The following is a 22,515-nucleotide window of genomic DNA, read 5'->3' on the forward strand; positions in this document are numbered from 1 at the left end:
TTGATTATGCGCTAATTAGCCAATATATCAGACTAGCTAAACGAAATAGTATTAAATTTCCCAAATTTATCTGTCATGATGAGCCATAAATAAAAATACATAGGCCAAAACAGTGACAAAATTTTTGATTTATATTTCAAAGTTAATCATAACGTTACTTATTATTACTGCAATAACTGTTTACTTTACTTTGAGTAATAGTCTTGCAACGTTGGACGGCACTGTTCACTCACCGGTTTCAGATACAGTCACAATAGAACGCGACCGCGCTGGTATTCCAACTATTATGGCACAAAATCGAAAAGATCTTAGTTATGCACTCGGATATTTACACGGCCAAGAACGATTATTTCAAATGGATTTATTACGCCGTAATTCCGCGGGTGAACTTTCTGAGCTATTTGGCCCGCTTGCATTATCACACGATACCAATGTTCGTAACCATCAATTTAGAAATCGAGCAGAACAATATGTTAAATTATTAAAGCCAGAACACCTCGCTATATTGACGCAATATACCGCCGGGGTGAATCAAGGAATTGACGATTTAACATCGCGACCACTTGAATATTGGATGCTTAATAAAACCCCTCAGAAATGGCGTCCTGCCGACAGCCTGCTCGTTATCTATAGTATGTATTTGGACCTCCAATACGCAAACGGTGAACGAGAAAGGTTGCTAGGCCATCTTCAACGTAATTTACTGCCTGATGTTTATCAATTTCTGACGCCAAAAGGTTCACGTTGGGATGCCAGTATTGATGGCACAACATTCACATCATCACCGGTACCAAGTAACACTATAGAACTTGCGCCTATTCTTAATTTGTTAACAGATAACGCCACCAGTTTTGAGTTATTTGATAATGACCATGAAGCCCTAAAAGGCAGTAACAACTGGGTTGTGGGTGGTCAATTATCTTATAATGGTGCGGCTATTGTCGCCGACGATATGCACTTAGGTTTAGCCGTGCCAAATATTTGGTATCGTGCAAGCCTTCGCTACAACCCAGCAAATACGACTGCTGCTCAATCTACTCAACGTGATTATTCGGTTGCTATCGACGGCGTTACTTTGCCCGGCACGCCTTCTATTGTAATTGGTTCAAATCGTCACATCGCCTGGGGATTTACCAATAGCTACGGTGACTGGAATGACGTTGTAAAATTGCAACTCGACGACTCAGGAACTCAATATAAAACAAAAGAAGGTTATCGCAATTTTGATATCGAAACTGAAACAATCTTAGTCAGTGGCAATAAACCAGAACGCATTGAAATCCGCAGAACCATTTGGGGTCCGGTAATAGGTCGCGATCATGATGGTTCGTTAATCGCCCTTCGTTGGGTCGCACATGATCCTCAAGGGATAAACTTTGATTTACTCGACTTTGAGAAAACAACAACCATTGACGATGCTATTGCAGTCGCAAATGGCGCCGGCATTCCGGCCCAGAACATAGTGATAGGTGACAAGCTTGGTAATATTGCATGGACCATTGCCGGTGTGATGCCAGCGAAGTTTGACCATAATCCTAAATTAGAACGCAGTTGGTTAACCCCCCAAGATTGGAGTAATGGTGACCTAGGCTGGCAAGGTTATATCGCATCGAACAAATACCCAGTTGTTAAAAACCCCAAAGATCACCGAATTTGGACGGCAAATAGTCGTGTAGTCGGTGGTGAGTTTTTTGACATCATAGGTGATGGTGGGTATGCACTCGGTGCAAGAAGCCAACAGATTAAACACCGTTTATTCGAAAAAGAGTCATTTTCTGAAGCCGATCTATTTGCCATTCAAAACGACACTAAAGCGGATTTTCTGAGCCGTTGGCATCAATTATTGACAACCGAACTTTTAACACCGGATTTTGTTGAAAACCACCAGCTAACGGAATTGCCTGATTATTTAAACAACTGGGGCGCAAGTGCAGAGATAGACTCTGTCGGTTATTTGTTTGTGCGCCAATTTAGGCTAACAGTTCGTGACCAATTATTTAGTTCGCTAGAGGAAAATTTAGATGATGCAAGCTTAAACAAACGTGCCAAATTGAGCCTCATTCGCCATCAGTTGGAAGTCCCTATGTGGCAAATGATAACGCAACAACCAGCCCACTTGATTCCAAGTGGTTATCCGAGTTGGAACATGTTTTTAGAGCAAATGATTATCCGGACTCACAGTCAACTTCTTACCCAATTTGGCGATTTGAGCCAAGCCACATGGGGCAACTATAACAATACCCATATTCAGCATCCATTAGCTAAAGCGGTTCCAGCATTAAGCTGGTTACTGGATATGCCAAGGCTTAAAGCTGCAGGCGATTCTTATATGCCAAGAGTTCAAGGCAAGTCCTTTGGTTCGTCACAACGTATGGTTGTATCGCCTGGTAACGAGGCTGAGGGCATCATGCAGATGCCTTCTGGTCAAGCAGGTCACCCACTATCACCATATTTCCAACAAGGCCATAAAGAATGGATTGAAGGCCAGGCAACCCCACTACTTCCAGGAGCAACAAAATACAAATTGCAGATGATCCCAAATACAGCAATTTAAGATTGCGAAAATTTAAAGTAAAAACTTTAATTCTTGATTGACTTATGAGCCAAACAAAAATAGATTGGCAGCATGAATATGAATTTTCGATTTGCTTACTTTTGTTTCTTTCTGTTTCCACACTCAGTGTAGAAGGCAGCGGTGACCAGTAGATAAAGCAAACTGATCTTAAAAGCCTTCCACCAGCGGAAGGCTTTTTTTTTGCACGAGGACACGACCTTGACCGAGCTATCTCAACTTAGAAAAGACATTAACGAAATTGACAACGAATTAATGATCTTATTGGCGAAACGTCGCCGCGTTTCGAATTTAGTCGCTGAGGCTAAAATCATTCAAAATAAACCTGTCCGTGACATTAAACGCGAAGAGCAAATGTTGGTCGAGTTAATTAAGGGGGGTAAATCACTCAATTTGGATGCTTATTTTGTCAAACAAGTGTTTCAAACGGTTATTGAAGACTCCGTTTTACATCAACAGGCGTTATTGCAAAAACATACAAATCGAGCGACTGGAGAGTTACCGGTAAATCGCGTGACCTATTTAGGATCACAGGGATCTTATAGCGATTTAGCGACACAAAAATATTTCTCTCGTCATGCATCAGAATTAAAACAAATTGGCTGCACAAGTTTTAAAGAGATCATCGACAAGGTCGAACAAGGCCAAGCTGACCACGGTGTATTGCCAATTGAAAACACTTCCTCAGGAAGCATCAATGAAGTTTACGACTTGCTGCAACATACCAGCTTATCAATAGTTGGTGAGCTAACTCATCCGGTAAATCATTGTATGGTCACTGCCGTTGAAACAACGCCAGATAAAATTAAAAAACTTTATGCCCACCCTCAAGTTTATGCCCAGTGCAGTAACTTTTTGGCACAATTTCAAGATGTCGAAATTGAAATCTGTGACGCTTCATCAGCGGCATTTGAAGCAGTGCAACACGATACAACCGGTGAAATTGCAGCGCTAGGCAGTGGCGAAGGTTCGCGCCTATATGGCTTGCAAGTTATTGCAGAAGCCTTAGCGAATCAAAAAGAAAATTTTAGTCGGTTTATCGTATTAGCCAATAATTCAGTATCGGTATCGACTCAAATTCCATCAAAAACCACTTGGATCATGTCAACCGAGCAAAAACCTGGTGCGTTAGTTGATGCCCTTATTATTCTTAAAGAACACGGCGTGAACATGTGCCGTTTAGAGTCCCGTCCAATTAACGGCAATCCGTGGGAAGAGATGTTTTACGTAGATGTTGAAGCGAACTTACGTGATCAGAACTTGATTAATGCAATTAATGAATTAAAACCGATTACGCGCTACTTCAAAGTATTAGGATGTTATCCGAGTGAAGACATTCAACCTGCTCAGGTTGATTTAGGCAACTAAATCAAAAGGGATTACACATAGAAAAGCCAGCTTAGTAGCTGGCTTTTTTGTAAGCTTAAATTAATTGTCGTTCCAACAGCAGATCTTAATAAGGACCATTTAACACGTCAGGCATCGACCAATAACTCTGCCAAATAGAGTTGTTACGAATATAATAGACGATGTCACCGTGCAATATCGACCGATCACCAAATGAACCGTAATAACCTGAATCAACGTTAATTGAGCCTTGTTGAGTCATTGACCCACCTTGCAGTAAATCGATGTCGACCATTTTTAAACTGTTATTATTATTCCAAATTTGCGAGCCATCTTGCTGTTCTATCGTTTGCCATGAGTTTACTGGAAACGAAAAACGATAATGTGAATCAGAGTCTTTTAATACCGATAGCGCGTGGTAGTCCCATTCAACGACTGAGTACCCATCTTCATAAACTAAGGTGTCGACAACAACTGGCTCATTTGGGTTTGAGACATCGTATAATTCTATTTTAGCGCCACTAACAAAATTAGGATCAGCACTTTGGGTATTTACATTAGGGTCAACCTGCATACCAATACCAACGATAAAGTTTTCATTAATCGGGTGTAGATAGGCTGAATATCCAGGGATGTCTAACTCCCCTGCCAGTTTTGGTGATTCTGGGTTTGACAAGTCGACGACATAAAGTGGATCTCGACGCTCAAACGTCACGATATATGCCTTATCGCCATAATATCGCACAGCATAAATACTTTCCCCTGGCTTACCAATCTTGGCTGGCTGTTGGGCATTTGGTAAAGAGGATATCACATTGAATTGTACATTAGCCTCATCAGGACGCAATACAAACAGCTTGTGTTCGACATCGGTTCCATTCCAATTGTTGCTTGAAGTCACAATTCGTAAATCGCCGTTATATTCGCTTAATCGCAAATGTGGGTTACTCCAACCTAAATCCCCATCAACTTCAGCTGAGGCACTGTAATTAACCGTCGAGCCTTCAAAATCAAATTTGTGAACCGCTGTATTCGATACCCACTTATTTTCATTTTCGATAAACTCATAACCACTGTAATAAAGGTACAAACCATCATGTGAAGCATAAAATCCATTGATAGGTGTTACAACACAAATTGACTCTAGTTTGTCTGGCTGAGTTAAATCGATTGTCGTTAATGTAACAACTGACGAATAACCAGACGATTCTGTGCTGTCACTTGGTAGGTAACAATCTTCTGCCGAAACTAGATCTTGCTCGGCGCCATCTGTATAAAGTTTTGGTAAAAACTGGATTTCATTGTTTTCGATAAAATCGTTATATTGAGCCTGAGCAGTAAACTTAGACTCAGTGTCTAAAACAAAGTCAGTTTGGTTGCTGTAACTACTTAATAAATAAATTTTATTACCGATGCGTCGCGACGAAATTGGGTAACCATCTATGGTATAACTCACGTCTACTTGAATATCCGCGGCGTTGGTCACATCGGCCACCGTTAAACCAAACTGCTGTTTATAGGGATACCAAATATCTGTCGTCATTGCCAAGTCGGAAACAAAACCATGGCTATACAACTGCTCGCCAAAAACGTTATAAATGGCCATTAGCTTATTGTCGTTTACATAAAGGTCATTTACGTTAGATGCTTTATCGGTCAACATTAATTTTGACACAGACGTTAAACTATCATCTTGGTTTTTCTGCAAAATACGAACATGCGGACGACTTTCGTCGTTGTCAGTACCATTGTCTAAAGTTTCATACCAGTAATAGTTATTGCTGGCTAAATACACTCGGTCGCCGTCGTATTTGACTCGGTCAGACTCGTCGATACCAGACTCCTGTGTGGTGGTTTGTGAATAGTCACCGGTTGTTGGTGCCGATACGTCAGTACTTGCTTCAGCAGTAAAATCACATTCATTGCATCGATTCACATTCCCTTGCAATAACATGCCGTTTTTAACGACTTGTTCAGTTAATAAACTCGACGCTTTAACTAACCGATTTCCTGAACTCGCGATGATTTCTAATTCTTCCACGTCCACGTTGTTTTTTGAAGACGAACCAAAAAGGCCATCGCTGCCGCATGCAGTAACAGACGCTCCTATGGCGAAAATAAGTGCAATCCGTAACGAATGTAAAGTCATTGTTACTACTCCTTAAAGTTTGTTGTGAGTTTAAGAATAACGGCTTGATAATAAATAGCTGTTTCAATCTGCTACTCAATGTAATCAATTGTAATCGAAGTTAAAACTGACAACAAAGCATGCTAAATTGACGTTATATCCTAATTCATTAATAGTCTATTTATGTAATGACACTTTTCCGACGATTTTTTATCCTCTGTTGCGCTATTTTTCTAACTCTATTTGTTGGAAGTCCTCGTGCAGCCACGCTTGAGTCAAGTAAACAACCTCAACTTGCATCTGTTAGCCAATGGAACTTTGGACTCGCCCTCGGTTTTGGTAAACAACAGAATATAATATTAGGCCAGTCAGACCTAAACATATACTTAGTTCCAACAGTTTCTTACTATGGTCAAAAGTGGTTCTTTGATAACGGTACTCTAGGTTATTCCTTTATTGAGAAACCCAAGTACGCATTAAGTGTCGTCACAGAGATCAACCCTTTCTCAGCTCAATATTACGACTATCATCCACTTAACGTATTTTTATTCGACTCTTCAGTTAGTAATGACTTTTCTGATGCCGAAGCAAGCCAAGATTATTCTGATATCGTCAACGACGTCGATGCCGGTGTCGTATTACCTTCTCAACCACTCGACAGCAGAGATGATGAACAACAAAAAATAGAAACTAACCTAGAGCTGACGAAACCTCAGTGGAGCATTGATCTTGGCTTGCAACACAATTGGTTTATTTCAAATCGCTATTCTATTATCAGTAAGATTTTTACCGACGTTTCAAACGTCCATAACGGTAAGCGTGCGGATATTAATTTCTCGTATCGCTACCAATTGCGCGGGGACAATACTTTTTTGGCAAATTGGCAATTTAATTTTCAATTTGGTTTAAGCATGTTAAGTCGTCAAACTACGCAGTACTTTTATGGTATTGACGAACGCCACATTCATTTACAAAGCTATCAATACCGGACCGATTCTGCGATTAACAAAACCGTACGAATGAGTTTGAGAAAACCCATTACCAATAAATTAAACATGATCCTGTATTGGAAAAAAGAATTTTTGGATGACACAATAGCTCATTCCCCTAGAGTAACCAGCGCCGAGTCGAATACCTATTTTATGGGACTGCTGTATGCATTTTAGTCTCAATATAAGTTCATTTCTTAAATTTGGTATTATGCTTTTGTTGGTTACATGTCAGTTCTCAACGATGGCAAAAAGCAACGACGAACTTGCTCTACTCAATTTTGAACTCAAGCCAGTTGCGTGTATTGCAGAGTATATTGGTCAAGAATGCGAAATGGTAATATCAGTGAAATGGCAAACAAGTTCACCTGATGATTTGTGCTTAATGCAATCGGATACTAAGTTAAAGTGCTGGCAACAGCAGGATTCAGTAAACGAACGTTTGGTAATTAATTTGCAACAATCCACTGACTTTTCCTTGATTCGAAATGAAGACAAAAAAATACTTGTGTCCAAACGAGTGACAATCAACTTTATCAACAAATACCGACGTCGGCTTAAACCGCAATGGAGTATTTTTTAATGCGACACATTATATTAGTCGAAGATGATCTGCGCTTGGCAAAGCTAGTCACCAATTTCTTACAGCAAAATAGCTTTACTGTGACCGTATTGCATGACGGCGAGCAGGCGGTCAAAACCATTCTCGCGCAACAACCAGATCTCGTCATTCTCGATATAATGTTACCTGGACTAGATGGTTTCTCTATCTGTCGCGAAGTAAGAGCCAATTATCACAACCCAATATTATTTCTAACCGCCAAAGACAGTCCAATTGATCATGTTATGGGCCTTGAAATAGGCGCCGATGATTACATTATCAAACCTATCGATCCCCATGTTCTTCTTGCCCGTATCAACGTCGCATTAAGGCGTAATAAAAGCGAAGTTAGCCAGCCAAATAAAATATTAGAATTTGGTAAACTGGCCATCAACAAAAGTACTCGAAAATCATATTTAAATAACGAACTGGTGGAACTCACCAGTCATGAATTTGAACTTTTATGGTTATTAGCTGAAAACGCGGGTGAGCCCATGAAACGCGACGACATACATAAGCGTATGATCGGTCGCGAATACGATGGTTTAGACCGTACAGTTGACGTCAGGGTCTCTCGACTTAGGAAAAAACTGCACGACAATTGCAAAACCCCTTTCCGTATTATTACCGTTTGGGGCAAAGGTTACATGTTATGCCCCGATGCTTGGAATGATTAAGGGTCGTCATGCGGAGATTGTTCTTTAGCCTATACATAGTTATTACCTTAGGTTTACTCATTATAAACTGGGCCAGTGAATATGTTTGGCAGGAACTACAAAGCACTCAACAGTCCCTTAAAAACAAAGAACTTAATGCGCTAGCGCAATTAGCAGCAGGAAATATTAAGTTGGTGAGTGAATACTCACAATCAGAACAACTGGCTCGATTAAATCAAAGTGAATTTGCAGCTTATAGTCAACATTCCATTGACGACTTCGCGTTTGCACCAAGTCAAATGGCACAATTAAAGGCAGGGCAAGCGGTTCATTTGTTTGACCAACAAGGCTTATTAGTTGTTTATGTCGTGGCAACCCTACCAACAATTTACAAAATAGACATTACCGGTGACTACGCACTAGACAATCAAAACCCTCTTTCAACGTCTTTTCTGCTCACTTTTATTTCCTACACCTTACTGGCCGGACTCATACTCATTTGGACACGACCGCTATGGACCGACATCAATAAATTAACCCGGCTTACCGAACAATTTAGCTCTGATACAACCGCACTCAGTAACCCATTGAGTTCGCGCTCTGTGGTATATCCTCTTGGTAAAACCCTGAGTCGTATGTCTCATACCATAGTGGAACTAATCTCTTTGCAAAAACAAATGACCCACGCCATTAGCCACGATATTCGAACCCCCCTCGCTCGTCTCAAGTTTTCGATAGCTATAATGAAAGGCGCCAACCAATCACCTGATGACCAAGTTGAATTAACGGGTGAAATGTTAAGTGATATAGAAGAAATTGAACGCCTTATTGACGAAATGCTTACGTATGGTCGCTTAGATACCGTATCTTCACCATTAACAATTGAAGAAGTTAATATCAACCAACTGATAGAAAACCTCGTTGAAAAACTTCAGCGCACCAGTGACGTACCTATTGGTGTTCAAATATCAGGACCAGTATCCTGTTTATGTGACGGTCATTTACTAGAACGTGCAATACAAAATATTATTGTCAACGGCTTGCGTTATGCCCGAACAGCTTTAGATATCACAGTGACGTTAGACGAGCTATTGACCATAATAATAGATGACGATGGTCCTGGGATCTCGCCAGATCAACGGCAACAAATATTTAGTCCATTTACGCGTTTAGAAAACAGTCGGAATAAACTAGGTGGCGGATTTGGCTTAGGTTTGTCTATTGCTGATAAAATAATCTCCTGGCACGGTGGCGAGATTATTGTGGCGGAAAATACTAAAAAGGGTGCGCGTTTTATATTAACAATGCCGATTGGAAATCAGAGAAACCACTAATTATTAAGCCAAAAATTAACTGTTTGATTTTAGCTTAATTGGCGAATTCACATCGGACAGAACGCCATTTTTTAGTTGCTCAACACCAGAATTTATTTCAGTTAATACATCATGCAAAGACTGCATATAGTGTTCGCTGGTTTCAGGCTTTTTGATGCTATTTTCCAAGGTTTTAGATGCTGCCTTTATCCTGTCAATGCTACCTTTAAGGTCGCTCATATTTCTGTTTCCCGAGTCAGTTTTATCTATATACTATTGATAATTATTATTTTTATTAGAGCTGCAATTTCCATCGTATGACAACATCTCGCTAGGCAAGTTCAATTATATTTTCGTTTAAATAAACGTTACATTTAAAACACCAGCACACCGATTTCTTTAGTGACTAACGTAATTTTACGATTCTGGCTTTTGCTTATTATACGGTTGCTGCTCACAATAAGGGGTTAGTTTTTCAAGGCGCGATTGAATATCTCGTACAAAAGCAATTTTACGGCTATTGGCTGCAGGCTGATATAACGCCTTTTTATATTCTTCTATCGAGACAACTTCCATGTGGGTTTTTATTTTTTTAAACAACTTAGGAAAGCGCTGTCCAGGAACTTGAATATGGTGCAACCCACCGCTGTAAACAAATAGAATATTGCCACGGTCAATTTTTTCAATGATATCAGCTATGCCTGAACGAACAGACATAGGTTTCCCATGTTTGTCCTTCCCGTCTTGGCGTCGCATCCGACCTTCAGGTAAAATAGCGACAATAGCTTCCTCATTAATCGACTCTAAAAAATTGTTCCAAGACTCATCTCTACGACGACTAATCGGCACAACTCCAGGCACAAGTGCGTGGAAAAACGCACCAACGATAGGTCGGTTTGTGGTGATGTCGGCAACCGGAACTAACATATGTCTAGCAATTCGCCACAAAAAACGAAACGGGGCTAATCTCACAAATAATGTCTCATAGAGGCTTGTATGATTTAGCAAGACCACCAATTTTACGTCATCAAATGCTTCATAGCTTTGCTCACTAATCCACTTGTTTTCAAAGCGATAAAAGGGCCAAGTCACTATTTTTAATGTCGACATCACAGAAAAACTAAAGATCTGTGCAAATCGATTTGCTCGCATGTTAACTACCTTTTTTATAATTCAAATATTGCTCTAACCCTTCGGCCAGATATTGCTTTAATGCCTTATGGGGCGCTTTGCTCATATCCACACTTAACAATAAGCCTGGAGTGTCATTAAAATTTTTGTCGATGCCAATACAATAAAACCGTGCTGCTAACTTATTGTATTGTTTCATTAATATCGGAACATCTTTACCGTCTTGTTCTATACCTTGAACTAATATTGACAATAAATTACCGGTATCCGAAGTTTCTGCAATATAGTCATCGAGCTCAGGGTTATTTACCGGCGCAAAGGGTACCTTCGCTGATACATTTGAGCAAGGGTTCAACGCTAACTTACTAATGCATTCCACACTTAATGGTCGATATAATTTACTTAACGAAACCGTGCCATACAAGATCCTATATTGAGGATGACGAACAACAAACTCTCCAATACCACGCCACAATAAAAATAGGCCATAAAAACTTCGCTGATGTTCTGGAACAATAAATGACCTTCCCATCTCTAAGCAAGGTTGCTGTTGGTTAATAAACTCTGGGGAAAATTTAAACATACGAGATAAATACATGCCCTTAAGCCCAAACTCTGGGATAAGTTTATCGCTTTGTCCCATACGATAAGCACCTATTATTTCTTGTTCTTCTGTATCGAAAATAAATAAATGCAGGTATGTTTTATCAAATTCATCGCCATCGGCACTTTCACCGGAGCCTTCATCATAAAGTCGAAATACTTTCTCTCGCAAACGAGTAATGTCCTTCACGACATTTGGCGCTTGGTGTAGCGATGCGTATGAAACGCGAAACTTTTTATAATCAGCGAGATGCTGTGAGTTAGGTAATGAATTTATTTCACTCGCTAATACTTGTCCGGGCACAGGTGCATTTAAATCGGCAAATTGTTGGGCTGAATCAGCTGACCACGTGGCGTTAAATTGAGGATCTAAGCAATAACATTGTGCACGAAGAAATGCCGTGATTTGAGCTTCATCTCCACACTTAGCCAACAACTTTGTTGGCAGTATGCGACCGACACTGAGTTCAAGAGGCTTGTTTTTTAGATGCATCATTTCTCGAAACAACATCAACAATTTGAACCGATAATAAATACGCCCCATAGTGATAAAAAAGTCACTATTGTGTCCGCTAATATGGATTGGCAATACAGGACTATCTGTGGCGCGAGCTAACGCCCCGGGCAACCGGTTCCACTCCCCATCGCAAATACGTTGTTTTTCAGGGCGATAATAACTGACTTTACCGGCTGGAAAAATCAGTAAAACGCCGCCATTATTGAGGTGTTTTTTACATTCTCGAATGCCTTTTAAATTACTTGGATCCGATGGATTTAGCGGGTCGATAAAAATAAATAACTCGTGTAGCTCTTGAAACATCGCCAAGCCTTTGTTGGCCAACACTTTGACGTCTGAGCGGCGTTTTCTTAATGCACCGGCAAGTGCAACGCCCTCAATGCAACCATGGGGGTGGTTACAAACAACAATTAGGGAACCAGTATTTGGCACGACCTCCGTCAATAACTGAGTATTTGTTAGGGGGCGATTTTGCATCCGTACTAATTCGTCACAAAATAGTTCGGCTGCTAAACCAGGTAAGTTACTGTTGCTATAAAATTTTTGTAACTTATTAAGTCCTAACAGGTAATCCCCTATTTTTATTAGCAGCTTATTTACGAATCCAGTCGATTTTTCTTTAAAAATTACACTTAATGAAATGGTTGAATGCACTTTTTTTTCCATAGTTTTAAGTTTTAAATTCAATGCGTTGTGAATAAGCCCTAGAAAAGCTAGTCTATCATTAAGCAGAATCAAACAATATGACGAAATTTATGGGAAATTTTTTCCGAGGTTCTCAGGTCTTATTAGACATGAAAACAAAACAACGAACATATGAATCTTTAGTTAAGGCTTATAGCACTGACCTATATCGTTATGGATATTGGCTTTGCCACGACCCTTCTATAGCAGAAGACCTGGTCCAGGAGACTTTTCTTCGTGCGTGGAAGTCACTTGAGTCACTAAAAGACCAAAATGCCGCCAAAGCTTGGCTAATTACCATCCTACGACGGGAAAACGCGCGACGTTTTGAGCGTAAACAATTTGACCTCGTTGATATCGAAGATCATCAAGTTGAAGATCATATATCAACTTCTACTGAGCAAGAAATGGAAAACCACCTTTTACAACGACATATTAATAAACTGGGTGAAGAGTATCGTGAACCACTGATATTGCAGGTTATCGGGGGTTTTAGTGGTGATGAAATAGCGGATATTTTAGAGCTAAACCGAAATACGGTAATGACAAGATTATTTAGGGCGAGAAATCAACTTAAGGACGCTTTAGAAAACAAGCAACAATTTAGAGGGGCTGAAAATGGATGAGTTAAATTTCAGGCGTAGACTTTATGCCGATCCTAACGACAATGCACAAGAAATTTCAAATGCCTGTGCTTCGGACCCTGCTAAAGCTCGTTTTAAATCTGAAATACAGCAATTAGATGAACAAATTAAAAATGTTCTAGAAGTGCCAGTGCCAGATAATTTAGCTGAACGAATTTTCCTTGGCCAATCTTTAGCTATTCAAAGAGCCGAGAAAAAGAAACACCGAGTTCATTTAGCGATAGCCGCTGGGTTCGCTTTTGCAATCGGTATCTCTTTGCAATTAGGTGGTGTAAGTCCTAGATTTGACTCGATAAGTGACCATGCTTTAGCCCATATGACTGAAGAAATGACGCATATTCCGTCTTCTGCTGACTATACATTAGGCCAATTAAACGCCAAGTTAGCCAGTTTTGGTGGGCATATTGATGCGCCGATTGCACCAATAAAATTTGCCAATTTCTGTGATTTTGATGGCACAAGAAGTTTGCATTTAGTTTTAGCGGGTACTCAGGGAGATGTGACAGTGTTTGTTGTTCCAAGTGACGCGAAACTGGCCATTAGAAAACATTTTAGCAGCCTTGATTTTAATGGTGAGACCATAGTTGCTCAATCGGCAAATGTCGTGATCATTACTAAAAAAGATAATGAAAACCTAGGCGATTGGTCAAATAAGATCAATAAAGCAATAAAATGGCAAACTATATAATTTGTTACACATAAAAAACGATTTCTATTCCATGCCGAAACGTTATTTGCAAAAATATCAGGACGTTGGAAAATTACAATACGATGGAGGTCATAATGGCCTTCACATCTTTTTTGCATTGGGTAAATAAATGGACAACTTTGACCGTCACATTCTGTCACTTTTACAAACTAATGGAGCCTTATCTCTCGCAGAAATATCTGACAAAATAGGGTTAAGCCAGACCCCTTGTTGGCGTCGTATTCAGCAACTCGAGCAAAATGGTATTATCCGTAAACGAGTTGCCCTGCTTGATTCAGAGAAACTAAATGTTGGACTCACCGTATTTGTGAACTTAAAAACCAATCAACATAATGCCGATTGGATTAAAAATGTTCACAACTTTGCCGAAACCGCCCCCGAGATCACTGAGTTTTATCGCATGAGTGGTGATACGGACTACCTACTAAAAGTGTTAGTGCCAGACATGAAAGCCTATGATGAATTTTATAAGCGACTTATCAGCCAAGCTGGATTTAGCGATGTCAGTTCCAGTTTTGCGATGGAGCAAATGAAATACACCACAGAGATCCCACTCAATTACTGTTAGTTTTAACAAGTAGCGCATATATAGTTTTTTATTCCAAAAGTTATTACTTTTGTGGGATTAATTACCAACCTTTAGCCAATAAATAGAAGTAATAGAAAAATCATTTCCTACATGCTCGATATAATGGTGTCAGTTTTAACAAGCGGATACTCTTATGCTCGAACAATATTTCAACCAATTCAGACAACACATAATTGGCCACGACCTTAACGTAGATTTTAATAATACAAAGCGGGATGTGGTCTATGCCGACTGGACGGCTAGCGGTCGCCTATATCAACCAATAGAAACTTTCCTTGTTGAGCAACTTGGTCCCTATGTCGCTAATACTCATACAGAAACAAACTTAACGGGTTCCACAATGACCCGCGCCTACCACGACGCGCAGCAAATAATAAAGCGCCACGTAAATGCCAGCGCGAATGACGCGCTTATCAGTGCTGGTTCAGGCATGACCACGGTCGTAAATAAATTACAACGTATGCTAGGTCTGCGAGTACCAGAACGATTTAAAACTCTTGCCGCTGAATCCAATTTACGCCCTGTGGTATTTATCACGCATATGGAACATCATTCTAATCAAACAACGTGGAATGCCTGTGAAGTTGACGTGGTTATCTTAGCGAAAGGCGCCGATGGCAAACCTTGTATCCAAGACTTAAAGCAGCAGCTTGAGATCTACAAACAACGCACACTTAAGATAGGCTCATTTACTGCCTGTAGTAACGTGACTGGCATTAAAACCGATTACCATTTGATGGCCAAAATTATGCATCAACACGGCGGTCTTTGTTTTGTCGATTTTGCCTGCTCTGCGCCGTATGTCGACATCGATATGCATCCATCTGACCCTGAACAAAAGCTAGATGCTATTTTCTTTTCGCCTCACAAATTTTTAGGTGGCCCAGGCAGTAGTGGCATTTTAGTTTTTGATAAAGCCTTGTACGGCAATAAAATCCCCGACCAACCGGGCGGCGGGACAGTGACCTGGACCAATCCATGGGGCCAACAAGGGTTTTACGACGACGTTGAAGTGAGAGAAGACGGCGGCACTCCAGGATTTTTACAAACAATTAAAGTTGCTCTAGCAATCAAACTCAAAGACCAAATGGGCACTGACAAAATCCATCAGCGAGAACAACAATTGACCAACATTTTGTTGAATGGCTTAGCAAATATAGACGGAGTGGGTTTACTTGAAGGCGACATCAAAGACAGACTCTGCATTGTTTCTTTTTATGTTAAAGATATGCATTACAACTTAATGGTGAGATTACTCAACGACAGATTTGGCATTCAAAGTCGTGGGGGTTGCAGTTGTGCTGGCACCTACGGTCATATTTTATTAAATGTCGACAAGTCAACATCGGGTAATATAACCGGTCAAATCGATCAGGGCGACTTATCTGCGAAACCAGGTTGGATAAGAGTGTCCTTGCACCCAACATCAACCGATGCAGAAGCTCGTTTTATTGTTCAAGCGGTAAATGAAATTGTCAAAAATGCCCAACAATGGCAACAAGATTATCGATTTGATCCGCTAACAGCGGACTATATTCCAATTGTGGAAAGCACGTCCTCTATCATAAACATTGCCGACTTTGATCCGATGCCAAAACAACAACCGGACAATTGGTTAAGTCGGTTCTTGCAACGTACTTAATATCATACTTTGAAAAGTAAAAAGCGGACAAATAAGCAAAAAAAATGGCAGCCAATGACTGCCATTTCACAATCAATTTAAAGCTAAATTACGCAATGATTTCTAGTAATTCAACATCAAAAATTAGTGTTTGGAAAGGACCAATCGCGCCGCCTGCACCTTGCTCGCCATAAGCTAGCTCATAAGGTACTGCTAAACGCCATTTTGAACCAACAGACATTAGTTGTAATGCTTCAGTCCAACCTTTAATTACGCCACCAACTGGAAATTCAGCCGGTTGACCACGGTCATAAGAACTGTCAAACACAGTACCGTTAACTAGTGTGCCATGGTAGTGAGTTTTAACTGTGCTTGCCGCAGTTGGTTTTTCGCCTTCGCCTGCAACTAAAACTTCGTATTGAAGACCAGATTCAGTTACGGTTACTTCATCACGTTTTGCATTTTCATCTAAGAAAGTTTGACCTTCTGCAGATGCTTCTTTTGCTTGCTCTGCTTGAGCAGCTTGCATACGTTCGTTGATTACGCCAAATGCTTCACGTAAATCTTCAACTTCAACAGCAAACTCAGCGCCGTTTAATGCGTCCATAACACCTTGCGCAACTGCGTTAGCGTCAAGACCTTCAAAAGGGTTGCTTGCAACTTGATCGCCAATTTGACGACCGATACCATAACTAGCCTGTAGTTCTACAGTAGAATATTGAGACATAATGCTTCTCTATCAATTAAAAAAATAAAGCGGGGATACTACCATATTGAACTAAAATCGCCATGCTTAGAGGGGAAATTATCCATCTTGTTAACGATACTTGTCAGTGAAAGCCCAATTCAATGCATTCCTCTTGAACTTTATTCTTCTCCTTCCAATAAACTGTACAAAATCTTTTTGACATTTTCAGGTTCAAACGGCTTATCACACATCGCATTTACACCTGATTTTTCAATATTAGCGAGATGCGCTTCATTTGATTCCGAACTGACCATCAAAACAGGAATGTGGCTTTGCTCACTTTCATTACGTATATATTCCGTCAACTCTTTACCGTTCACTTCTGGCATATTGTAATCTGTCACGACAAGATCAAACATATGTTCTTTAATCGTATCAATCGCCTCTTTGCCATCGGCAACTTCTGTTATTTTTTCAATACCCAAACTATTTAAGACACGGGAGACAAACTTACGAGCAAAACGACTGTCATCAACCACTAATACTCTCAGTGACTTAACATCAAAGAAAGACAACTCAAGTTCTTCTGCACTTAGGATATCTAATGTCGCGTTTATAGCCGTTCCCAAATGTTCTGGGGTAAAGGGTTTAGGTAAAATAGCGATGACGCCACTTTGACGATACGCCTCGAGTTGCTCCTTTCGACACTCACTAGAAACCAACATAAACGGTATGTCTGCTGTGTGCTCGTCACTTTTTAGCTCTCGAACAAATTCCAATGCCGTCCCATCGTCAAAGTACATTGCGCTTGTTATTAAATCTGGATGATGATTTGCTAAATACGTTTTGGCACTTTTTATATCACTGGCAAATTCAATATTAACAATGTCTTCTTGCTGCATTTGTCTGGCGATGAATTTTTGCTGTGTTGGTGACGGTTCGATTAATAGTATTGATAAGTCTTGCGGTGATAATTCATTCATTTAATTGATCTCATAATACGACGACGTCAGGTGTTAACCGCCCGAAATCTTACATTTATAACCCATGTCCTCTAGGATCGACTGCAACTTGTTTCGGTCGTCACCTTGGATTTCAATTTGATCATCTTTAACGGCACCACCGGTACCCGATTTTTTCTTCAGTGTTTGAGCAAGCTTTTTGAATTCATCTGCTGGAAGTTGTATTCCTGTGATGATCATGACACCTTTGCCTTTACGACCTTTTGTTTCACGAGAAATTCGAACAAATCCGTCTTTATATACTTCTCCGACTTGTACATTTGTCGGTTTTTTATCTTCAATTTTTCCACTGTCTGTAGAGTAGACTAGTTTACTTAACTGATTTTGCCAGTCAGCCATATGACCTCTATCATTTCAATTAACTTGACGGAAATTTACCATTTTCAACTATTATTAAAAACAATTAAAACTAATTCAGTACATTCACTGGATTTTTGTAGGATCACAGATTAATCTTGAATCTAAGGTTAAGAAATTAACTTGGACATGCATTTCCTTGAAGTTTTCCTCTAATCTCAAGCAATTATAGAAATGTAAAACATAAAACTAGGAGCTTTAATAATGAGTTTAACCACCTCTACTTCGCCAGATGGTCAAACCTTTACAATCCAGATCAAAGGAAAATTTGATTTTAATTTAGTTCAGTCGTTTCGAAGCGCTTATTCTGACATAGATAGAAAACTAAATTGCGTTGTTGTTGATTTACGTGAAACTGAATATATGGATAGTTCTGCTCTTGGCATGTTGCTCAATATGCAAAAATCTCTAGGCAGCAGTATTCCAAATATCAAAATCTCAAATTGTCGACCACAAATTAAGAAAATATTGCAGATATCTCGCTTTGATAAAAAGTTTGATATTGATTAAAAACGTGTATTAACCGGCTGAACAACATTGAAAGTACTGGTAGTTGACGACCAAGAACTAAATCGCAGTTTACTTAAGCACATGCTAGAGCATGAGGGCTTCACTGTTGTTTTAGCCGAAAATGGCATCGAAGCTATCAGTGTTTTTAAACAAGAATCTCCTGATTTAGTGTTGCTCGACGTTGTTATGCCGATTTTAGATGGGTATTCAACGGCACCAAAGTTAAAAGAACTGTCGAAAGAAGTTTACTTGCCAATTATTTTTATTACCGCATTGGACGACCAAGACAGTTTAAAACATTGCCTTGAAGTAGGCGGTGATGACTTCCTTAACAAACCATTTGACCGGGTTATACTACAGGCAAAAATTCAGGCTCATTCTCGGATCCGTGCTCTGAGTATTAAAACATTCGAACAGAAAAAGCAGCTTGATTTCTATCGACTAAAAACTGAGCGCGAACACCAAATTGTCGAACATATATTTAACCGAGCCCTTGAAGGCAATTACAAAGTTCCTCACTTACTTGAATACCACTTGTCGCCAGCATCTATGTTTAACGGCGATATTATGCTGGTTGCGCTCGGCCCAACAGGTAACTTATATGTGATGATGGGTGACTTCACAGGTCACGGACTCTCTTCTGCAGTGGGAACGTTACCAGTCTCACGAACCTTTTATTCAATGACACAAAAAGGCTTATCGGTTGGTGACATAGCGTGTGAAATCAATGATATTTTACTCACACTACTGCCCGACGATATGTTTTGTGCAGCGGCCCTTATTGAGTTAAGCAGTCAAGGTAAAAGCTTATCGATATGGGCAGGTGGCACGCCAGATATGTATTTAGTTGATGACCTAAGTGGCATAAAGCAAACTATCGCATCTCAGCATATGGCCCTTGGTATTCTTGACAATGTCGAATTTGACTTAGCCGTCGAAAATTATTCGGTTTCCGTCTCTGACAAACTTTATATGGCGACAGACGGCGTAGTTGAATCGTTTAATCAAAACCAAGAAATGTTCGGTTATGATAGGCTCGAACACTTAATAAACGACGTTAACAACAATTCAATTGCACAGATCGTCGACTCCCTCAATGAATTTCGTGGCGAAGCAGAACAAGACGACGACATTTCAATTTTATCGCTTCGTTGTGCAGCAATTAACTCAAATGAAGATGAGTGGGATAACCATTTCTCCACATTACCACTTGTCATTAATTTGGATTTAAATGTTGAACAAATAAAATCGACAGACCCTGTTGCCGAAGTTGTCGATTTAATTGCGCAAATAAAAGGCGCGGGCTTACATCGCTCAACACTCTTTTTGTTACTGTCAGAAGCGTATAATAATGCTGTGGATCATGGTTTGTTGGGCCTTGACTCCAAAATCAAAGACACTGACGATGGCTTTATGGAATATTACAGTTTAAGAATTGAGAGATTAGAACGACTCAATGAAGGCCAAATCAAAATTGCCATTAATTACGAGCCCGCTGAATGCTCAGTTCATATTATTGTTACCGACAGTGGCGACGGATTTATTGCGGAAGACAATGACTTCGATTTTGAATGTGAATTAGAGCACGGCAGAGGCAATATGTTGTTACATGAGCTTGCTGAGTTTGTTAATTACAATGAAAAAGGTAACCAAGTACACGTTGCTTATAAACTTAACTCCCCAATTAGATCAATAAATTAACATCAACATACCAAAAATGGTTTACATATCGGTTTTCTCAAGTTAGCATTCCTTACGTTTAGACGGCTAAACACCCAAAATAAAGAATGATGCTAATGCTTGAATTAAAAAATGAGTTACTTACTTGGCTTGAAAATCACCCTGTTAATCTGATCACCCAGTATGCAGTGCCTATGCTAGGTGAAGGGGGTAGCTGTTCGTTATTTGGCGAACTCGCAGCCGAACCTTTTGATTTAACGAATGTATTAAACACTCAGCAGTTAGTATTAGTTAAACAAGTTCAAGCAGTTGTTGACTGGGTCAAATACAAAACGGCCGTTGACTGGTTTGGGGTTTACATAACACGCTCTGATAATAACGACCAGAAAGTATTAACAAAATTGGCTTATTTTGGTGAACCAAGCCGTGCTGAATTCCCATTAACACCTGAATTTGCAACTATCAGCAACAATAGTTTTGTTGGGCTTTATGGTGAAAAACGGACAATTAATGATGTCCAAAAGTACGTCGCTGACGGCGGAGAATACTATACCTGCGACCCAAAAGTGAAAAGTGAACTATGTTGGCCTATTTTATCACCAAATAGTTTAAAAAAGGTCAACGATGGGTCTGGCTGTACAGACCACATTATTGGTATCATCGACGCAGAATGTTTTAGTACAGATAGCTTTGACGCGGACAAACAAGCCGTATTTGAAGTTGTTTGCGAGGTGCTAGGCCACCTTTTTTCAAACTCAAAATTAAATTAATCAACCGAATAACAGTTAAGTGAGACATCATGTTTGATCAATTACAACCCGTTCCTACCGATCCTATTCTTGGTTTAATGGCCGAATTTAAAGCTGATCCAAACCCTAAAAAAGTTGATTTAAGCGTCGGTGTTTATAAAGACGAAGTTGGCAATACGCCAGTTTTAAAGTCAGTAAAAAAAGCAGAAGCGTTTCGTCTTGAAAACGAAACATCTAAATCGTATTTAGGTTTAGCGGGTAACGCGGATTTTAATTCACTTATTACTCAGTTGATTTTTGGTGAGCATCAAATCATTGAGTCATCACGCGTAAAGACCGCACAAACCCCTGGCGGAACAGGTTCGCTAAGAGTTGCAGCTGAATTAATCAAACGTGCAAATCCAGATGCGACCATTTGGGTAACCAACCCAACATGGGCAAACCACTTAAGCATATTCAAAGCAGCTGGTTTAAAAGTTGAAGAATTCCCATATTTTGATTTTGACACTATGGGTCTTAAATTTAACGAAACGGTTGAAACACTAAGCAAAGTTCCAGAAGGTGATGTGGTTTTATTCCATGCATGTTGCCACAATCCAAGTGGTATGGATCTTAATATCGAGCAGTGGCAAACCGTTGCTGATATCGCAAAACAGCAAAAATTCACTTTCTTAATCGACTCTGCATATCAAGGATTTGGTTCTGGTTTAGAAGAAGACGCTGCTGGTATTCGCTTATTAGCAGATCAAGTTGAGCAAATGATTGTTTGTTCTTCATGTTCTAAGAACTTTGGTTTGTACCGTGAACGTATCGGTGCAATCAGCATTGTGGGTCGTGACGCGATTAAAACAGAAATTACATTTAGCAATACATTAAATGTTATTCGCGCAATCTACTCTATGCCTCCTGCACACGGTGCTGATATTGTTGCCACTATTTTGGGCAGCCAAGATTTAACCGCATTGTGGCATCAAGAGTTAAACGAGAAACGTGAACGCATTAACGGACTTCGTAGCTTTATCGCAACGAAATTTGCTGAGAAAGGTGTCCCTGGAAACTTTGATTTCATTGCAAACCAAAATGGTATGTTCTCATTCTTAGGAATAGATAAAGCGGCCATCAACACATTAAAAACTGATTACAGCATTTATATCGTCGGTTCAAGCCGAGTGAATGTTGCCGGTGTTAACGACACCAATGCAAATTACTTAGCAGAATCACTGGCGGCTGTACTTAATAAATAAGCGCCATTATTTACTGTAAATCAAAACCGTAACATTTAATTGTTGCGGTTTTTTTTTCAAAAAAACATGCCACCATAAAGATATTCTCACGTCAGACATCTTTCTCAGCTAGCACTCAACAATTTAATAGTTGGTAATTGAGATAACCTTTAGATGTATCA

Annotated in this window: 21 protein-coding genes; 14 read left to right on the forward strand and 7 right to left on the reverse strand. The window is 39.8% G+C overall.

Features of this window, described 5'->3' with window-relative positions; translation table 11 throughout:
* Positions 1–112: 112 nt before the first annotated feature.
* Entirely contained in the window at positions 113–2,554 is a 2,442-nt protein-coding gene (locus KO525_RS17480) for a penicillin acylase family protein (protein WP_215965114.1), read from the forward strand.
* 219 nt (positions 2,555–2,773) lie between these two features.
* Complete coding sequence (locus KO525_RS17485) at positions 2,774–3,940, forward strand: chorismate mutase (RefSeq protein WP_256448334.1); 1,167 nt, start codon at positions 2,774–2,776, stop codon at positions 3,938–3,940.
* A gap of 85 nt (positions 3,941–4,025) precedes the next feature.
* Here the strand turns inward: KO525_RS17485 and KO525_RS17490 are convergent, their stop codons facing one another.
* Positions 4,026–6,068: a beta-propeller domain-containing protein gene (locus KO525_RS17490; RefSeq protein ID WP_215965115.1), complete on the reverse strand. Its 2,043-nt coding sequence runs from the start codon at positions 6,066–6,068 to the stop codon at positions 4,026–4,028.
* A gap of 167 nt (positions 6,069–6,235) precedes the next feature.
* Between KO525_RS17490 and KO525_RS17495 the strand changes: the two genes are divergently transcribed.
* The 4 genes from KO525_RS17495 to KO525_RS17510 are packed head-to-tail and all read left to right on the forward strand — an operon-like array spanning position 6,236 to position 9,627.
* Positions 6,236–7,213, forward strand: a complete 978-nt coding sequence (locus tag KO525_RS17495; protein WP_215965116.1) for a MipA/OmpV family protein — start codon at positions 6,236–6,238, stop codon at positions 7,211–7,213.
* On the forward strand, positions 7,203–7,619 hold the full coding sequence (locus tag KO525_RS17500) for a DUF3019 domain-containing protein (RefSeq protein WP_215965117.1): 417 nt from the start codon (positions 7,203–7,205) through the stop codon (positions 7,617–7,619). The genes KO525_RS17495 and KO525_RS17500 overlap by 11 nt, the downstream gene beginning before the upstream one ends.
* The gene (locus KO525_RS17505) at positions 7,619–8,314 is read left to right on the forward strand and encodes a response regulator (RefSeq protein WP_215965118.1); all 696 of its coding nucleotides are present in this window, start codon (positions 7,619–7,621) and stop codon (positions 8,312–8,314) included. The genes KO525_RS17500 and KO525_RS17505 overlap by 1 nt, the downstream gene beginning before the upstream one ends.
* Before the next feature lie 8 nt (positions 8,315–8,322).
* Positions 8,323–9,627 carry an ATP-binding protein gene (locus tag KO525_RS17510; RefSeq protein ID WP_215965119.1) on the forward strand — a complete coding sequence of 435 codons (1,305 nt, stop codon included), beginning with the start codon at positions 8,323–8,325 and terminating at the stop codon, positions 9,625–9,627.
* A gap of 15 nt (positions 9,628–9,642) precedes the next feature.
* Here KO525_RS17510 and KO525_RS17515 read toward each other — a convergent pair whose 3' ends face one another.
* From KO525_RS17515 to KO525_RS17525, 3 genes are all read right to left on the reverse strand, one after another.
* Positions 9,643–9,846: a hypothetical protein gene (locus KO525_RS17515; RefSeq protein ID WP_215965120.1), complete on the reverse strand. Its 204-nt coding sequence runs from the start codon at positions 9,844–9,846 to the stop codon at positions 9,643–9,645.
* Positions 9,847–10,023: 177 nt separating this feature from the next.
* Positions 10,024–10,758 (reverse strand): 1-acyl-sn-glycerol-3-phosphate acyltransferase, encoded by a 735-nt coding sequence (locus tag KO525_RS17520; RefSeq protein ID WP_215965121.1) that lies wholly within the window; start codon positions 10,756–10,758, stop codon positions 10,024–10,026.
* A gap of 1 nt (position 10,759) precedes the next feature.
* The gene (locus KO525_RS17525; protein ID WP_215965122.1) at positions 10,760–12,511 is read right to left on the reverse strand and encodes a lysophospholipid acyltransferase family protein; all 1,752 of its coding nucleotides are present in this window, start codon (positions 12,509–12,511) and stop codon (positions 10,760–10,762) included.
* 89 nt (positions 12,512–12,600) lie between these two features.
* On the opposite strand from KO525_RS17525, the gene KO525_RS17530 reads away from it, so the two are divergent.
* The 4 genes from KO525_RS17530 (at position 12,601) to KO525_RS17545 (ending at position 16,125) form a co-directional block, all read left to right on the forward strand.
* Positions 12,601–13,167, forward strand: coding sequence for a sigma-70 family RNA polymerase sigma factor (locus KO525_RS17530; protein ID WP_215965123.1), 567 nt, complete (start codon positions 12,601–12,603; stop codon positions 13,165–13,167).
* Positions 13,160–13,873 (forward strand): DUF3379 family protein, encoded by a 714-nt coding sequence (locus tag KO525_RS17535; RefSeq protein ID WP_215965124.1) that lies wholly within the window; start codon positions 13,160–13,162, stop codon positions 13,871–13,873. The genes KO525_RS17530 and KO525_RS17535 overlap by 8 nt, the downstream gene beginning before the upstream one ends.
* 130 nt (positions 13,874–14,003) lie before the next feature.
* Positions 14,004–14,462 (forward strand): Lrp/AsnC family transcriptional regulator, encoded by a 459-nt coding sequence (locus KO525_RS17540; protein WP_215965125.1) that lies wholly within the window; start codon positions 14,004–14,006, stop codon positions 14,460–14,462.
* Between the two features lie 154 nt (positions 14,463–14,616).
* Entirely contained in the window at positions 14,617–16,125 is a 1,509-nt protein-coding gene (locus KO525_RS17545) for an aminotransferase class V-fold PLP-dependent enzyme (RefSeq protein WP_215965126.1), read from the forward strand.
* Positions 16,126–16,213: 88 nt separating this feature from the next.
* On the opposite strand, the gene KO525_RS17550 is transcribed toward KO525_RS17545, so the two are convergent.
* The 3 genes from KO525_RS17550 to KO525_RS17560 form a co-directional block, all read right to left on the reverse strand.
* Positions 16,214–16,834, reverse strand: a complete 621-nt coding sequence (locus KO525_RS17550) for an FKBP-type peptidyl-prolyl cis-trans isomerase (protein WP_272182681.1) — start codon at positions 16,832–16,834, stop codon at positions 16,214–16,216.
* Positions 16,835–16,971: 137 nt separating this feature from the next.
* Positions 16,972–17,775 (reverse strand): response regulator, encoded by an 804-nt coding sequence (locus KO525_RS17555; protein ID WP_215965128.1) that lies wholly within the window; start codon positions 17,773–17,775, stop codon positions 16,972–16,974.
* 33 nt (positions 17,776–17,808) lie between these two features.
* Positions 17,809–18,153 carry a translation initiation factor gene (locus tag KO525_RS17560; protein WP_215965129.1) on the reverse strand — a complete coding sequence of 115 codons (345 nt, stop codon included), beginning with the start codon at positions 18,151–18,153 and terminating at the stop codon, positions 17,809–17,811.
* A gap of 222 nt (positions 18,154–18,375) precedes the next feature.
* On the opposite strand from KO525_RS17560, the gene KO525_RS17565 reads away from it, so the two are divergent.
* The 4 genes from KO525_RS17565 to KO525_RS17580 all read left to right on the forward strand — a co-directional run bounded on the left by KO525_RS17565 (position 18,376) and on the right by KO525_RS17580 (position 22,354).
* Entirely contained in the window at positions 18,376–18,681 is a 306-nt protein-coding gene (locus tag KO525_RS17565; RefSeq protein WP_215965130.1) for an STAS domain-containing protein, read from the forward strand.
* Between the two features lie 27 nt (positions 18,682–18,708).
* Positions 18,709–20,382: a fused response regulator/phosphatase gene (locus KO525_RS17570; protein ID WP_215965131.1), complete on the forward strand. Its 1,674-nt coding sequence runs from the start codon at positions 18,709–18,711 to the stop codon at positions 20,380–20,382.
* Positions 20,383–20,477: 95 nt separating this feature from the next.
* Positions 20,478–21,131 carry a histidine kinase gene (locus tag KO525_RS17575; protein WP_252736639.1) on the forward strand — a complete coding sequence of 218 codons (654 nt, stop codon included), beginning with the start codon at positions 20,478–20,480 and terminating at the stop codon, positions 21,129–21,131.
* A gap of 29 nt (positions 21,132–21,160) precedes the next feature.
* Positions 21,161–22,354: an amino acid aminotransferase gene (locus tag KO525_RS17580; protein ID WP_215965133.1), complete on the forward strand. Its 1,194-nt coding sequence runs from the start codon at positions 21,161–21,163 to the stop codon at positions 22,352–22,354.
* The last annotated feature ends 161 nt before the right edge of the window (positions 22,355–22,515 follow it).

This window comes from Psychrosphaera sp. B3R10 (genome assembly GCF_018861025.1).
Taxonomy (GTDB): domain Bacteria; phylum Pseudomonadota; class Gammaproteobacteria; order Enterobacterales; family Alteromonadaceae; genus Psychrosphaera; species Psychrosphaera algicola.